Source organism: Rhodopseudomonas infernalis (assembly GCF_022271405.1).
GTDB classification, from domain to species: Bacteria; Pseudomonadota; Alphaproteobacteria; order Rhizobiales; family Xanthobacteraceae; genus Rhodopseudomonas; species Rhodopseudomonas infernalis.
The window spans coordinates 71,907-86,201 of record NZ_JAJNAL010000023.1 but is presented as its reverse complement, the minus strand read 5'-3'; the positions used below and the strand labels follow the sequence as shown (position 1 = coordinate 86,201).

At 66.8% G+C, this 14,295-nt stretch carries 13 protein-coding genes; 6 read left to right on the top strand and 7 right to left on the bottom strand.

All coding sequences use genetic code 11. The annotated features are described in order from the left end of the window. Positions 1–143: 143 nt before the first annotated feature. On the top strand, positions 144–806 hold the full coding sequence (locus tag LPW26_RS16245) for a class I SAM-dependent methyltransferase (protein ID WP_238736477.1): 663 nt from the start codon (positions 144–146) through the stop codon (positions 804–806). Between the two features lie 195 nt (positions 807–1,001). On the opposite strand, the gene LPW26_RS16240 is transcribed toward LPW26_RS16245, so the two are convergent. Together LPW26_RS16240 and LPW26_RS16235 are read right to left on the bottom strand one after the other, a co-directional pair. Next, positions 1,002–2,072 carry a DNA topoisomerase IB gene (locus tag LPW26_RS16240; protein ID WP_406677719.1) on the bottom strand — a complete coding sequence of 357 codons (1,071 nt, stop codon included), beginning with the start codon at positions 2,070–2,072 and terminating at the stop codon, positions 1,002–1,004. Between the two features lie 96 nt (positions 2,073–2,168). Further along, positions 2,169–2,729 (bottom strand): DUF2059 domain-containing protein, encoded by a 561-nt coding sequence (locus LPW26_RS16235; RefSeq protein ID WP_238736474.1) that lies wholly within the window; start codon positions 2,727–2,729, stop codon positions 2,169–2,171. Between the two features lie 152 nt (positions 2,730–2,881). On the opposite strand from LPW26_RS16235, the gene acs reads away from it, so the two are divergent. Together acs and LPW26_RS16225 are read left to right on the top strand one after the other, a co-directional pair. Beyond that, a complete protein-coding gene (gene acs / locus LPW26_RS16230) occupies positions 2,882–4,840 on the top strand; it encodes an acetate--CoA ligase (RefSeq protein ID WP_238736472.1) in 1,959 nt (652 codons plus the stop codon). A 377-nt stretch (positions 4,841–5,217) separates the two neighbouring features. Further along, on the top strand, positions 5,218–5,748 hold the full coding sequence (locus tag LPW26_RS16225) for a L,D-transpeptidase (RefSeq protein WP_238736471.1): 531 nt from the start codon (positions 5,218–5,220) through the stop codon (positions 5,746–5,748). Between the two features lie 115 nt (positions 5,749–5,863). Here LPW26_RS16225 and LPW26_RS16220 read toward each other — a convergent pair whose 3' ends face one another. The 4 genes from LPW26_RS16220 to LPW26_RS16205 all read right to left on the bottom strand — a co-directional run bounded on the left by LPW26_RS16220 (position 5,864) and on the right by LPW26_RS16205 (position 9,313). Then, positions 5,864–7,870 carry an OmpA family protein gene (locus LPW26_RS16220; RefSeq protein WP_238736469.1) on the bottom strand — a complete coding sequence of 669 codons (2,007 nt, stop codon included), beginning with the start codon at positions 7,868–7,870 and terminating at the stop codon, positions 5,864–5,866. A 264-nt stretch (positions 7,871–8,134) separates the two neighbouring features. Then, on the bottom strand, positions 8,135–8,380 hold the full coding sequence (locus tag LPW26_RS16215) for a hypothetical protein (protein WP_238736467.1): 246 nt from the start codon (positions 8,378–8,380) through the stop codon (positions 8,135–8,137). Continuing rightward, a complete protein-coding gene (locus tag LPW26_RS16210) occupies positions 8,381–8,872 on the bottom strand; it encodes a pyridoxamine 5'-phosphate oxidase family protein (protein WP_238736462.1) in 492 nt (163 codons plus the stop codon). Between the two features lie 171 nt (positions 8,873–9,043). Next, positions 9,044–9,313, bottom strand: coding sequence for a BolA family protein (locus LPW26_RS16205; RefSeq protein WP_238736456.1), 270 nt, complete (start codon positions 9,311–9,313; stop codon positions 9,044–9,046). A gap of 105 nt (positions 9,314–9,418) precedes the next feature. Between LPW26_RS16205 and LPW26_RS16200 the strand changes: the two genes are divergently transcribed. Continuing rightward, positions 9,419–10,063, top strand: a complete 645-nt coding sequence (locus tag LPW26_RS16200; protein WP_238736453.1) for a J domain-containing protein — start codon at positions 9,419–9,421, stop codon at positions 10,061–10,063. Between the two features lie 154 nt (positions 10,064–10,217). Here LPW26_RS16200 and LPW26_RS16195 read toward each other — a convergent pair whose 3' ends face one another. Further along, on the bottom strand, positions 10,218–10,844 hold the full coding sequence (locus LPW26_RS16195) for a DedA family protein (RefSeq protein ID WP_238736452.1): 627 nt from the start codon (positions 10,842–10,844) through the stop codon (positions 10,218–10,220). A 284-nt stretch (positions 10,845–11,128) separates the two neighbouring features. Here LPW26_RS16195 and cobS point away from each other — a divergent pair, with 284 nt between their 5' ends. Together cobS and cobT are read left to right on the top strand one after the other, a co-directional pair. Beyond that, a complete protein-coding gene (gene cobS, locus LPW26_RS16190) occupies positions 11,129–12,124 on the top strand; it encodes a cobaltochelatase subunit CobS (protein ID WP_238736451.1) in 996 nt (331 codons plus the stop codon). A gap of 155 nt (positions 12,125–12,279) precedes the next feature. Continuing rightward, positions 12,280–14,178, top strand: coding sequence for a cobaltochelatase subunit CobT (gene cobT, locus LPW26_RS16185; RefSeq protein WP_238736449.1), 1,899 nt, complete (start codon positions 12,280–12,282; stop codon positions 14,176–14,178). Positions 14,179–14,295 lie beyond the last annotated feature (117 nt).

Below are 14,295 nucleotides of genomic sequence, written 5' to 3'. Positions count from 1 at the left end.
CCCACCCCCCCCCCCCCCCCGCCCCCCCCCCCGCCCCCCCCCCCCCCCGGGGGCCCATGACGTGGTGTGGTGTGGTCGCCTTGTTGCTCCACCGCCTATCCTTCAACCTTTACTTTGCCCCCTACCTCCCGCATCACCGCGCGATGAGCAGCTCCGCCGTCGCCGATCCGGTCGCCTTCATCTACGGTAATACACGTCTTCGCCCGGTGCCGCTGGTGCCCGAGGTGTCGCTGCATGTCGCCGACGAAGCGCTGCCGTTATGGAGCAAGACCGAGGAGGAGCTCGGCGAGGCCGGGTTGCCGCCGCCGTTCTGGGCGTTCGCCTGGGCGGGCGGACAGGCGTTGGCGCGCTACGTGCTCGATCATCCGGACAGCGTCGCCGGCAAAGAAGTGATCGATCTCGCCTCGGGCTCCGGCCTGGTGGCGATCGCCGCGATGAAGGCCGGCGCACGCCGCGTCACTGCGTTCGACATCGACGACTTCGCCCGGCAGGCGATCGCCCTCAACGCATCGGCGAACGGCGTGGCGCTGGATATCAGCGGCGACGACCTCCTCGGCGGCCCGCATCCGCTGCCAGCGCAGGCGGTGCTGGCCGGCGACATCTTCTATCAGCAGGACATTGCCGGATTGGCCTTCGCGTTCCTGCAAAGCCGCGCCGCGCAGGGCGCGCGCGTGCTGATCGGCGATCCGGGGCGTTATTACTTGCCGAAGGATAAGCTCATGCAGCTCGCGACCTACAGCGTGCCGGTGACGCGCGAGCTGGAGGATGCAGAGATCAAGGCGACGGGCGTGTGGACGCTGAAGTAGCGCGCGGCGGCGCCCCAACCACAAACCGTCACCCTCCGCGAAAGCGGAGGGCCCAGTATTCCAGAACGCTGCTTGTTAGTAATGACTTATCAGCAATGCTCTGGAATACTGGGTCGCTCGGACAAGCCGGGCGATGACGGTGGGCGGTGTGGGGGCGCCATGCGCTATCCGCGAATTTCGATTCGCCCAGACCAGCTACGCCGCCGCGGCCGTCACCACCTGCGCCAGCAATTGCTCGCGCTTGGTCTGAGAGCGCGTCCCCTTCAGCGTCGCGGCGAAGCGCTCGAGGATGCCGTCCTCGAACGCGGTGACGATGGTGGCGTGGACGTAGCTCTTGCGGCAGATCGCGGGCGTGTTGGCGAGTTCGTCGGCGGCTTCACGCAGCGCGTTCAGCACCTGCTTGCGACGACCGGTGGCGCTGGTGGCGGGCTCGATCCGGGCCAGCGATTCCAGCACCACGGCCGAGGCCATCAGCGTGCGAAAATCCTTCAGCGAAATCTTGATGCCGGCGATCTCGCGCAGGAACACGTTGACCTGCGTGGCGCTGACCGCATGCACGGCGCCGTCCTGGCCGACATATAGAAACAGCCGCTTGCCCTTCAGCTTGCGCAGGATCTCGACCGCCCGCACGAGCCGTGCCGCGCCGCACTCCTTGCGCACCGCCTTGCCGCCCTTGGCCTTGAACGACAGGATCACGCAATCGTCGTCGATCGCCACGTTCGACTTGAGCAGCGTCGCGGCTCCGCGCGTGCCGTTGAGCCGCGCGTAGGATTCGCTGCCCGGCCGGATCGCGGTCCGGGCGATCAGTTCGATCACCGCCGCCAGCGCGAATTCGCGGGTCGGCTCGTCGCCGGACAAATGCTTGGTGACGGCCCGGCGGATCCGCGGCAGGGCGCCGACCAGCTGCGCCAGCCGATGCGCCTTGCGGGTCTCGCGGACCTTCTCCCAATCGGAATGATAACGATATTGCAGCCGCCCCGCGGCATCGCGGCCGACCGCCTGCAGATGCGACGCCGGGTCCGCCGCGTAGCGGACATCCTCATAGGCCGGCGGCATCGCCAACGCGTTGAGCCTGCTGATGACGTGCTGCTGCTTCACCGGCGAGCCGTCGGGTCGCAGATACTGGAAACGCTTGCCGCGCCGGATGCGGCGCAGCGTCAGCTGTTCGGGTTCGCCCAAGGTGAGCCCGAGATCCTTGGCCAGCACCTCGACCGCAACGGCAGCATCCGCGCGATTCTCGGACGTCTCGAAATTCTGCTGGTCCATCATGACCTTGCACGACCTCTGGTGTGGCCGGCGATAATGCCGGCCACGGCGCGATGTTCCTCACGCCCATGGTCATGCCTGCAGGGATGCGGTGGCCTAGATGTTATGGCCCTTCTTGCGCAGTTCCTCGATGATCTGCTTCTGCAGATCCGACCCGACCGAACGGCCGAACGCCTGGCCGGCCGCCATGGTCTGCTGCGTCAGCGAGGGCGTCTTGTCGAGCAGCTTGGTGCCGGTCGGGGTGCGGTAGAATGCCAGCAGGCTGCGCATCTCGTCGGGCGTGAAGTTCTTCGCGTAGATCAGCGTCACGGCGTCGATCAGTTCGCCGAGCCTCGCCTCGAAGCCCTTCGACAGCACCGGAACGATCGCGTCATAATCGCGGGCGACCTCGGGCCGGCCCTGCACGATGCTCGGCTTCAGGCTGGCCAGCACGGCTGGCAGCAGCGCCTTGAACTGGTCGGCCAGACGAATGGTCTCGACCAATTCGTGCGCCAGCGTCTTCGCTTCGGGCGATGGCTGATCGTCGGCACGAGCCGGCAGGCTGGCGAATGCGGCCAACAGCCACGCCACCATTGCCAGCAGCAGCACCGCGGGCCGATGCCATGGCGAAGGTGCCGTGCGCGCGCTTGCGGTTTGGATCAAATATCCCGAAGCCATCGAACAAACTCACTTGATCGTCCGGCGCCACCAGACAAAAGTGGCATTGCATTCCGCTTGCCGGTCCGGAAAGCAACAACGCATAATCGCCTCAACAAACCAACATGAAGAGCGTCTGCCGCACCGTTGGCGGTAGCATAGTGGAGGATTTGATGTCCGAGAAGATTTACGACGTGCCCTCGGAATGGGCGAGCCGAGCTTTCATCGACGACGCGAAATATCGCGAGATGTATGACCGTTCGGTGAATGACCCGAACGGCTTCTGGGCCGACGAGGCCAAGCGCGTCGACTGGATCAAGGCGCCGCACAAGATCGACAATTCGTCGTTCGCGCCCGGCAATGTTTCGATCAAATGGTTCGAGGACGGCGTCCTCAACGTCGCTCACAATTGCATCGATCGCCATCTCGCCACCCGCGGCGATCAGGTCGCGATCATCTGGGAAGGCGACGATCCCTCGCAGTCGCGCAGCATCACCTATCGCGAACTGCACGACGAGGTCTGCAAGTTCGCCAACATCCTGCGTAACCGCAATGTCGGCAAGGGCGACCGCGTCACCATCTATCTGCCGATGATCCCCGAGGCCGCGTTCGCGATGCTGGCCTGCGCGCGGATCGGCGCGATCCATTCGGTGGTGTTCGCCGGCTTCTCGCCGGACAGTCTCGCCGGCCGCATCAACGACTGCCAGTCGAAGATCGTCATCACCGCCGACGAAGGCCTGCGCGGCGGCCGCAAGGTGCCGCTGAAGGCCAATGTCGATGCGGCGCTGAAGAAGTGCGACGGCGTCGACTGGGTGATGGTGGTGAAGCGCACCGGCTCGCCGGTCGACATGGATGACGTGCGCGACTTCTGGTACCACGAGGCCGCCGAGATGGTGACCACCGAGTGCCCGATCGAGCACATGCACGCGGAAGATCCGCTGTTCATCCTCTACACGTCGGGCTCGACCGGGCAGCCCAAGGGCGTGCTGCACACTTCGGGCGGCTACCTCGTGTTCGCCTCGATGACGCACCAATATGTGTTCGATTATCACGACGGCGACATCTACTGGTGCACCGCCGACGTCGGCTGGGTCACCGGCCACAGCTACATTCTGTACGGCCCGCTCGCCAACGGCGCCACCACGCTGATGTTCGAGGGCGTGCCGAACTACCCGACCAATTCGCGGTTCTGGGACGTGATCGACAAGCACAAGGTCAACATCTTCTACACCGCGCCGACCGCGATCCGCGCCCTGATGCAGAGCGGCGATGAGCCGGTGAAGAGGACCTCGCGCGCCTCGCTGCGGCTGCTCGGCTCGGTCGGCGAGCCGATCAATCCGGAAGCCTGGGAGTGGTATCACCGCGTCGTCGGCGACGACCGCTGCCCGATCGTCGACACCTGGTGGCAGACCGAGACCGGCGGCATCCTGATCACGCCGCTGCCGGGCGCCACCAGGCTCAAGCCCGGTTCGGCGACACGTCCGTTCTTCGGCGTGGTGCCGGAGATTCTCGATCCGGAAGGCGTGGTGCTGGAAGGCGAATGCACCGGCAACCTGTGTCTGGCGCGGTCCTGGCCGGGCCAGATGCGCACCGTCTATGGCGATCACGCCCGGTTCGAGCAGACCTACTTCTCGGCCTACAAGGGCAAGTACTTCACCGGCGACGGCTGCCGCCGCGACGCCGACGGCTATTACTGGATCACCGGCCGGGTCGACGACGTCATCAACGTCTCCGGCCACCGCATGGGCACCGCCGAGGTCGAATCCTCGCTGGTGGCGCATCCCAAGGTGTCGGAAGCCGCGGTGGTCGGCTATCCGCACGACATCAAGGGCCAGGGCATCTACGCCTATGTGACGCTGATGGCCGACGAGGAGCCGACCGAGGAACTGCGCAAGGAGCTGGTCGCATGGGTCCGCAAGGACATCGGCCCGATCGCCTCGCCGGACCTGATCCAGTTCGCGCCTGGACTGCCCAAGACCCGCTCGGGCAAGATCATGCGCCGCATCCTGCGCAAGATCGCCGAAGACGAGCCGTCGTCGCTCGGCGACACCTCGACGCTGGCCGATCCGTCGGTGGTCGACGACCTTGTCGGCAACCGCCAGAACAAGCACCTCAAGGACAAGGTCAGCTGATCGCCAGCTGACCGGCAGCAGCACCGTGCAAGCCCCGCCCCCGCGGCGGGGCTTTTGCGTGGGCCTCGCCGCGATCACCGGACGCTGGTGATCCAGCGGCACGGCGATTAGTCCCGCCGGCGACAATCCGGCTGGCCCGCCTCAGGCGATGATCACGCCGGTTCAACACCCTGTGTGAGCCCGCTCACACGCGTACTTTGCGAGCCAGTGTTGTTTCCGCGTCATTTACTTTACCGCGCAGATTTTCTTTGTAGGGATCGTCCGATCCCATTTTCGAGTCCGACACCAATTGGTCGGTTACCACGCGGCGCCACACTCGCGACGCGCGAGTGGCCGTGTCGGACACGGACCGGCAGAGGGAAACTGGAGAGACACGAATGTATTTTGGATGTCGTTCGGTGAAGATGCTCGGCGCCGTTGCGGCCTTGGCGGCTGCCTGCGTGCTGACGGCGCCCGGCGCCGAGGCCCGGCCCGACGTGGTGGCCTTCCGCGGTGACTATGCGCCCGGCACCATCGTGGTGAAGACCAACGAGCGAAAACTGTATCTTGTGGTCGAGCCGGGTCACGCGGTGCGCTATCCGGTCGGCGTCGGCAAGGCCGGCAAGCGCTGGGAAGGCGTCACAAAGATCGACGGCAAGTATCGCAACCCGGCCTGGGCGCCGCCGGCCGACGTCAAGCGCGACAATCCGCAGATCCCCGCCGTCATCCCGGGCGGCACCCCCGAAAATCCGATGGGCGTTGCGGCGCTGACGCTGGCTGGGGGCGGCGAATATGCCATTCACGGCACCAACCGGCCCAATTCGGTCGGCGGCTTCGTCTCCTATGGCTGCATCCGGATGCTCAACGACGACATCACCGACCTGTACCAGCGCGTCTCGGTCGGCACCCAGGTGGTGGTCACGCGCTGAGCGCCTCGGCCATTCCGCACGCTGCACCGTCTCCCTCGGGGAGGTCCAATCACCGTAATGAAAAAGCCGCGCCCGTTTCGGAGCGCGGCTTGTTCGTTTGTTGTCGTGCTCAGGCTCAGCGCGGCGGCGCGGTGCCGGGGGGCGGCGGGGGCAGCGAGGCCTGGCCACCGTTGAGCAGCGGGGTGATGCGGCGGACCGTGACGCGGCGGTTCTGCCGCTCCGGACCATCCGTCTTCACCTTCAGATACTGCTCGCCGTAGCCCTGCGAGGTCAGGTTCTCGGCCGGGACGCCGAACTGCTGGGTCAGCAGCGCGGCGGCCGATTCGGCGCGACGATCCGACAGCGACAGGTTATCGGTGTCGTTGCCGACCGCATCGGTGTGGCCTTCGATCAGGAACACCTCGCGCGGGTTGCGCTGGATGGCCCGATTCAGACCGTCGGCGATCACCTGCAGCTTCGCGGCCTGATCCTGCGGGATGTCCCACGACCCGGTCTCGAACGTGATGGTGTTGAGGTCGATCGACGGCATCCGCTGACGCACCGCCGGGCTGTAGCGGATTTCGTCCATGGTGTAGCGGCGTTCGATCCGCTCGACCGGCGGCGCTTCGAGCGTGTCGTAAATCACCTCGGGCGAGGCGTCCTCGTAGTCGACGATGTAGCGGTCGCGCGGGATGCGAATCACGGGCGGCGGCAGGTCGACGTAGAAATTGGCCCGGTCGCGCGGACCGAAGCTGTTGTCGATGATGACGATCTCGCGGCCGTCGCGATCGCGGCGGATGCGGCGCATGAGTTGTCCGTCGTCACCGGTGACGTTGATGATCTCGGTGCCGTCGGGCCGCACCACGATGGTGCGGGAGCCGCCACCGCGGACCTGCTCGGTGCGGATGTCGCGTGCGCCATAGCGGAAGCGATCCACCTCGTTGTGGCGGATGAACTCCTGCCCGCTCGGATCGCGCACGATGACACGGCCGGGCTCGGTGATGACGGTGCGGCCGCCCTCGGTGGTTTCGCGGCGCTGGCTGCGGAAGTCACTGAGGTTACGCGGGCCGGGCGCCATCGTGCCCGGGGCGATCGGAGCGAGCGCCTGGGGCGGCGGCGGGGCCGCCGGAATCGGCGCCGTCACCGACGGCGGTGGCGTCCGGCCGATCGGCGCACCGGGCGGCAAGCCACCCGCGCCGCGCGGGCCGAGTGTGCCCGGCGGCTGACCCGGCGCACCCGCCGGCGGAGCCGCGGTGCCCGGAGCAGGCGGAGGTGTGGCGGCGCCCGGTGCGGGCGGCGGCGGAGTCTGGGCCGCCGGAGGCGCACCGATCTGACCGCCGGCGGGAGGAGTGCCGGCGGGCGGCGTGGCGGCCGGTGGCGGCGTTGGCGCACCCCTCAGGCCTTCGCGGGGCGACGGTCCGGCAGCAGGCGGCGAGCCGGCCGCCGGCGGCGTGCCGATCTGGCCGGCAGGCGGGGTCGCACGCGGCGGCGGCGCGCCCTTGTCGGCCGGGGGGACCGGACGCTGCGGCGCAGCGGCGGGAGGCGCGCCCTTGTCGGCAGGCGGAGCAGACCGCTGCGGCGCGGCCGCGGGCGGCGTGCCCTTATCGGCAGGCGGCGGCGGGACCGGACGCGGCGGAGCGCCTGGCCCACCCTTGTCGGCCGGCGGAGCCGTACGTTCCCGCTCGGCGGGCGGCGTCGGCCGAGGTGCCGGCGGCTCTCCGCGGGGCGCGGCTTTTTCGCCAGCCGGAGGCGCGGCGCGCTCGACCGGCGGAGTCGGTCGTTCGGCTGCCGGCGGACGCGGCGGAGCAGCCTTCTCGGCGGCAGGCGGCGGAGGCGCAGCACGCGGCGGCGCCGGTGGCTCGGCGCGGGGGGCCGGCGGCTCAGCCCGGGGCGCGGGGGCGGCAGGACGCGGCGGTTCGGCGCGAGGGGCTGCGGGCGGCTCGGCGCGCGGCGCCGGAGCGGCGCCCGGCGGCGGACCCTTGCGCTCGCCGGGCGGCGGGCCCTTGCGCTCCTCGCCCTTTTCGGGCGCGGGGGCGGCCTGAGCCAGGATGATCGGTGCATCGCCAGCCTGCGCCGGCACGCTCGCGACATGCCATGCCGCAATGGCCGTGGTGGCGAGCAAGGCGAATTGCAGTTTTCTCATCGTAATTCCTTGCTAATCCTAAGCGGCGAACTCTGCGTTCCTCGACGCGGAACCGGTTCGCGGTGTGATGAACGACGATGCGTTGGGCCGGATTGTGGCAATGCGCTGCATCGTGCTGCTAATTATTTCTTTTGCTGCGGCCGCGCGGTAGGCGGCTATTCATCGCGCATTCAGCACGCTCCCTCAGTGATGCGGTGAGTACCATGACGGACACAGAAAGAGCGGCGCCCGAAGACGCCGCTCTGTGATCGAACTAATCGTTGACTACATCACCGCAGGATTCGGCGCGCCGGGACCCGGCGGCTGCGGTGTCGGCATTTCATCGGGCACGTCCCCAGGTAACTCCTCCGGCCGCGGCGGCGCATCGGGCTCGCGCACCGGCGGTGGAATGTCCGGGTTCGGATTTCCGGGCGGCGATTCCGATGGAGGCTCGGTCGGTGTGCCGGGCGTGGCCGGCGGAATTTCCGGCGGCGGCTCCGATGGCCCTGGATTATCCGATGCGGCGGCCATTCAGATCGCGACCTTACGGTTCTCGCCGAGATCGGGACGCCCACCGGTGGCGGCCGCGACTGCCATCTTGACATAGCTCACGATGGTGCCGGGCGAATCCCAGTATTCGGCTTCTTCCGGCGTCACCTTGAGGACGCGAATATTCGGATCGTCCGGGCTGTCCCACCAGGCTTTGGCAGCGGTGCCGAACAGCTCCTTGATCTTGGCGCGATCGTTGGAGATCGCCGCGTAACCGGAAACCGACACGTATTTCTGCGCGCTGGCATCGGCGAAGCCGAGGTTGACGTGATGATCGCGGGCGATCTCCTCGTCCTTATGGCGGCGCGCATCGGTGAGGAAATAGATGAGACCTTCTTCGGGCCGCACATATGCCGCCATCGGTCGCGAGCGAATTTTCTCGCCGTCGCGCGTCGCCAGCATCGCGAAGGTGATCTTCTTCATCAGATCCCAGGCGTGCTGCGCATTGCCTTGGTTATCGGGTGTCGCCGCCATCGTCATCTCCCTGTGCGTCAGCGGCGATAACGATCGCTCTGCGACGATGTTCCGCGGTTCTGACGACGTGGAGACGCTGGCGACGCGCCAGCACGGGCAGACGCACGCAAACGATCGCCGCGCGCAATGATGATGCGGCTGCGCGGGGGTGAATTCGGAACGACCGAAAGACTAAGCTTCGCCCGGCGCCTTGGCCTTGATGGCGAGGGCGTGAACGCCGGCTTTCAGTTCCGCGGCCAGGAGGTCGTTGACCATGCGGTGACGTTCGAGCCGGCTCTTGCCGGCGAAGGCAGGCGACACGATATTCACTCGGAAATGAGTCTCGCTGCGGCCCGAATGGCCCGCATGACCTTCATGAAGGTTGGATTCGTCGATGACGTCGAGGCTTTCCGGTGTGAAAGCTTCGCGCAACTTCTGTGTGAGAGTATCGGTGACGCTCATGGTTCGGCCGGGATCCGGTTCAACGTTGCGCTTCAACCATCAACCCGGGGCTCGCTGATAATGTCAAGACTTGAAGCTCAGCGCGGAGCGTAGTCAAAGTCCCCCATGCCCATCGACTCGTCCAAGTTCTTCGACAAGATCCGCATCAAGCCGGCCAAGGCCGCGGCGGCACGTGAAGCCGCACGCGAACAGGTGGTGATGTGTGACGCACCCGGCTGCGCCAATCGCGCTGCCCATCGCGCCCCGAAGGGTCGCGGGCTCGAAAAGGACTATTGGCATTTCTGCCTGAACCACGTCCGCGAGTATAATCAGGGCTACAATTTCTTCGAAGGCATGAACGCCGACGCAGTGGCGCGCTATCAGAAGGATGCGCTGACCGGCCATCGGCCGACCTGGAAGATGGGGCAGAACGGCGCCAAGAGCCGGACCAAAAATCCCGAGGATCTCGCCGGCGCTGCCGATCCCTTCAACGTGATCAACGAGTTCAACGGCCGCAGCCGCTGGCGCCGCGGTCCCGATCCGTCGGAAGAAACCAAGTCAGAGCCGCGCAAGGTGTTCAACGCCGAACGCAAGGCGCTGCAGGTGATGGGGCTGGACAGCGACGCCACGCTCGAAGTCGTGAAGGCGAAGTACAAGGCGCTGGTCAAGCAGCACCACCCCGACGCCAACGGCGGCGACCGCTCGACCGAAGACCGTCTGATCGAAATCATCAAGGCCTACAATTATCTGAAGACGGTGGTCCGGAGCTGATCCGGACGCTTTTCGAGGAAATCGGCTCTCCGCTGAGGAGCCCGGCGCAGCCGGGCGTCCGGACCGATGCGCTCCGAGGCACAGCGTAGGTTGCACAAGGCTGGGGCCGCGCGGCTGCGTGGCTCAAGCCCGATGTCGGGTGCCTGAAAGACTTTCACTTCGGCAGCGCACGGCTTTGGCGCCTACGCCACAGCAGCCACCCCGCCATCAGCAGCAGCGCCGCGACGCCCGCGACCACCGGCAGCCAATGATGCAGCCGGCCGTGCGATTGCTCCAGCGCCGTCGCGGCAACCACGCCCGGCAGCACATGGGCTGGCGCCCACAGCAGGATTGCCGGGATGTTGATGGCGAAGAATCGCGCTGGCGTCATCTGCAGCGCGCCGGCGGTGACCGGCACGAAAGCGCGGATCGGCGGCACGAAGCGCGCAAAGAATACCGCCCAACCGCCGAAGCGCTGAAAGAACGCCTCGGCTCGCGCCACCAGTTCCGGATGTTGCGACATCGGCCAGGCCGAGAGAATCTGGCGCTGCTCGCGGTGGCCGATCAGATAGGCGGCGCCGTCGCCGAGCACCGCGCCAGCGGCGGCCGAAGCCAGCACACCGACCAGATCGAGCTCGCCGCCCGGGATCAGGGCGCTGAGCGCCAGGATGATGGTCGAGCCCGGCACCAGCGAGCCGAGCACCGGCACGGCCTCGAGCAGCGCCGCCAGAAACAGCACGCCGTAGGCCAGCCCGCGATGCGCGGACGCGAAGGCGATCAGGGTGTCGAGAAAGGCGTCCAATGGGCACTCCGCAGCCAGGCCGAACCAGAGACAACGCAAACTATGCGACTGCGCTTGAGGAAAGTTTGCAACTGTCGGTCAGCAGCCGCGATCTTCTCCCCCGGTTTCGCAACGCAGCCTTTCAAAATCCCACGCCACCGCCTATCTCAATGAAAGATCGACGGAACTTTGATCACGCAGCGGGCTTCTGCCAATCGCCGCTCTCTGCTAGGTTTAAATCCGCACTCAACCGCATCCACCACCAGAGATCGGGTTTCGGGCGCGTCCGGGACCACGGAGGATTGATGACCGCCGCCACGACCAAAGCCCAGGAGATCACCGGCCAGCCCGACATGAAGGTGTCGGTTCGCCAGGTCTTCGGCATCGACAGCGACCTCGAAGTTCCGGCTTTTTCCGAAGTCGATCCGCACGTGCCGGACACCGATCCGGACTATCGCTTCGACCGCGCCACCACACTCGCCATTCTGGCCGGCTTCGCCCGCAATCGCCGCGTCATGGTCACGGGCTTTCACGGCACCGGCAAGTCGACCCATATCGAGCAGGTCGCGGCGCGGCTGAACTGGCCGTGCGTGCGCGTCAATCTCGACAGCCACATCAGCCGGATCGACCTCGTCGGCAAAGACTCGATCGTGGTGCGCGACGGCAAACAGGTCACCGAATTCCGTGACGGCATCCTGCCCTGGGCGCTGCAGCACAACGTCGCGCTGGTGTTCGACGAATACGACGCCGGCCGCCCGGACGTGATGTTCGTGATTCAGCGCGTGCTGGAAGTCTCCGGCAGGCTGACGCTGCTCGACCAGAACAAGGTAATCAAGCCGCATCCGGCGTTCCGGCTGTTCGCGACCGCCAACACCATCGGCCTCGGCGACACCTCGGGCCTGTATCACGGCACCCAGCAGATCAACCAGGGCCAGATGGACCGCTGGTCGATCGTCACCACGCTGAACTATCTGCCGCACGACGAGGAAGTCGAGATCGTGCTGGCGAAGGCGAAGCACTATCGCAACCCGGAAGGGCGCGACATCGTCAACAAGATGGTCCGCCTCGCCGATCTCACTCGCAACGCCTTCGCCAACGGCGATCTGTCGACGGTGATGAGCCCGCGCACGGTGATCACCTGGTCGGAGAACGCCGAGATCTTCGGCGACATCGGCTTCGCGTTCCGCGTCACGTTCTTGAACAAATGCGACGAGCTGGAGCGCCCGCTGGTCGCCGAGTTCTATCAGCGCTGCTTCAACGCCGAACTGCCGGAAAGCTCGGTCAACGTGGCGATGAGCTGATCGACATCCCTCTCCCCTTGCGGGAGAGGGTGCCTTCGCGCAGCGAAGGCGGGTGAGGGGTTTGCCTCTCGCTGAACAAGGCCCCTCATCCGGCACGGACGTCGTCCGCGCACCTTCTCCCACGAGGGCAGAAGGAAACGAGGTTTAAGCTTGCGATGACGACCAACACCAAACTCCGCACCGGATCGAAGGAAGCGCCGACCGAGCCGTTCAAGCGGGCGGTGACGTCGTGCCTGCGGGCGATCGCGAAGTCGCCGGAGCTGGAAGTCAGCTTCGCGGCCGAGCGACCCGGCCTGTCGCCCGGCAAGGCCCGTCTGCCCGAGCCGGCGCGCAAGATGAGCAAGAAGGACGCGGCGATCGTGCGCGGTCATGCCGACTCGATCGCGCTCAAGCTCGCCTGTCACGACCCGAAAGTGCATCGCAAGCTGATGCCAGGCAATCCGCAGGCCCGCGGCGTGTTCGAGGCGGTCGAGCAGGCCCGCGTCGAGGCGCTGGGATCTCGGCGGATGGCAGGCGTCGCCAGGAACCTCACAGCGATGCTCGACGATCATTTCCATCGCGGCAAGTTCGACGAGATCACCGACCGCGCCGACGCGCCGCTGTCGGATGCGCTGGCGATGCTGGTGCGCGAGCGCCTGACCGGCCTCGCCCCGCCCACCGCGGCGAAGAAGCTTGTCGATCTGTGGCGACCGGTGCTCGAAGACAAGATCGGGCCGCGGCTCGATCAGCTCGAGCGGTTCGCCGAGGACCAGACGAAGTTCGGCGACGCCATCCATGATCTGCTCGACGTGCTCGAACTCGGCGACGAGCGCGACACCGAATCGGACGAGGAAGAGAACCAGGACGACAAGCAGGAAGGCGAGAACGACCAGTCCGGCGCCGAAGGCGAGCCGCAGGGCGAAGCCGCTCAGGAGATGACGGCCGAGCAGGCGGAGACGTCGACCGACGAAATGAGCGACAGCGCGATGGACAGCGCGCAAGCCTCGGCGTCCGACAGCTTCGACGATTCCGAGATGGGCGAGGACGACACGCCCGGCGAAGCGACGCGGCCCAACAACCGCGGCGCCAACGAGCCGCGCGGGCCGGAGTATCACGCCTACGCGCCGAAATTCGACGAAGTCGTCGCGGCCGAGGACCTGTGCGATCACGACGAGCTGGAGCGGCTGCGCAGCTATCTCGACAAGCAGCTGGCGCACCTGCAGGGCATCGTCGCCCGCCTCGCCAACCGGCTGCAACGCCGGCTGATGGCGCAGCAGAACCGCGCCTGGGATTTCGACCTCGAGGAAGGCATTCTCGATCCGGCGCGGCTGTCGCGCGTGGTCACCGACCCGTTCCATCCGCTGTCGTTCATGAACGAGAAGGAAGCGACGTTCCGCGACACCGTGGTGACGCTGCTGCTCGACAATTCCGGCTCGATGCGCGGCCGCCCGATCACCGTGGCGGCGACCTGCGCGGACATTCTGGCGCGGACGCTGGAGCGCTGCGGCGTCAAGGTCGAGATCCTCGGCTTCACCACGCGCGCCTGGAAGGGCGGGCAGTCGCGCGAAGCCTGGCTCGCCGCCGGCAAGCCGACCAACCCGGGCCGGCTCAACGATTTGCGCCACATCATCTACAAGTCCGCGGACGCGCCTTGGCGTCGTGCGCGTAAAAATCTCGGGCTGATGATGCGCGAAGGTCTCCTGAAGGAGAACATCGACGGCGAGGCGCTGGACTGGGCGCACAAGCGGCTGCTCGGCCGCCCCGAACAGCGCAAGATCCTGATGATGATCTCGGACGGCGCGCCGGTCGACGACTCGACGCTGTCGGTCAATCCCGGCAACTATCTCGAGCGGCACCTGCGCCACATCATCGAAGAGATCGAGACCCGCTCGCCGGTCGAGCTGATCGCGATCGGCATCGGCCACGACGTGACGCGTTACTATCGCCGCGCCGTCACCATCGTGGACGCCGAGGAACTCGGCGGCGCCATCACCGAGAAGCTCGCCGAGCTGTTCAGCGAGACCGCGGTTGCGCCCACGGGCCCCGGCAAGCCGCGCCGCCGGCTGCATTCGTGAGCGTGCGCCTCGCGCGATGAGGCGACCGGGCCCCCGCTCGGCTGAGTTGGTGGAGCACAGCGTGAGCAGCTCTGACGGTGCGCTCCTTCCCCCCTTGCGGGGGAGGGTCGGGGTGGG

Coding starts and splice junctions, on each gene's coding strand:
- LPW26_RS16245 (WP_238736477.1), top strand. CDS start 144: ATGAGCAGCTCCGCCGTCGCCGATCCGGTCGCCTTCATCTACGGTAAT.
- LPW26_RS16240 (WP_406677719.1), bottom strand. CDS start 2,072: ATGGACCAGCAGAATTTCGAGACGTCCGAGAATCGCGCGGATGCTGCC.
- LPW26_RS16235 (WP_238736474.1), bottom strand. CDS start 2,729: ATGGCTTCGGGATATTTGATCCAAACCGCAAGCGCGCGCACGGCACCT.
- acs (WP_238736472.1), top strand. CDS start 2,882: ATGTCCGAGAAGATTTACGACGTGCCCTCGGAATGGGCGAGCCGAGCT.
- LPW26_RS16225 (WP_238736471.1), top strand. CDS start 5,218: ATGTATTTTGGATGTCGTTCGGTGAAGATGCTCGGCGCCGTTGCGGCC.
- LPW26_RS16220 (WP_238736469.1), bottom strand. CDS start 7,870: ATGAGAAAACTGCAATTCGCCTTGCTCGCCACCACGGCCATTGCGGCA.
- LPW26_RS16215 (WP_238736467.1), bottom strand. CDS start 8,380: ATGGCCGCCGCATCGGATAATCCAGGGCCATCGGAGCCGCCGCCGGAA.
- LPW26_RS16210 (WP_238736462.1), bottom strand. CDS start 8,872: ATGGCGGCGACACCCGATAACCAAGGCAATGCGCAGCACGCCTGGGAT.
- LPW26_RS16205 (WP_238736456.1), bottom strand. CDS start 9,313: ATGAGCGTCACCGATACTCTCACACAGAAGTTGCGCGAAGCTTTCACA.
- LPW26_RS16200 (WP_238736453.1), top strand. CDS start 9,419: ATGCCCATCGACTCGTCCAAGTTCTTCGACAAGATCCGCATCAAGCCG.
- cobS (WP_238736451.1), top strand. CDS start 11,129: ATGACCGCCGCCACGACCAAAGCCCAGGAGATCACCGGCCAGCCCGAC.
- cobT (WP_238736449.1), top strand. CDS start 12,280: ATGACGACCAACACCAAACTCCGCACCGGATCGAAGGAAGCGCCGACC.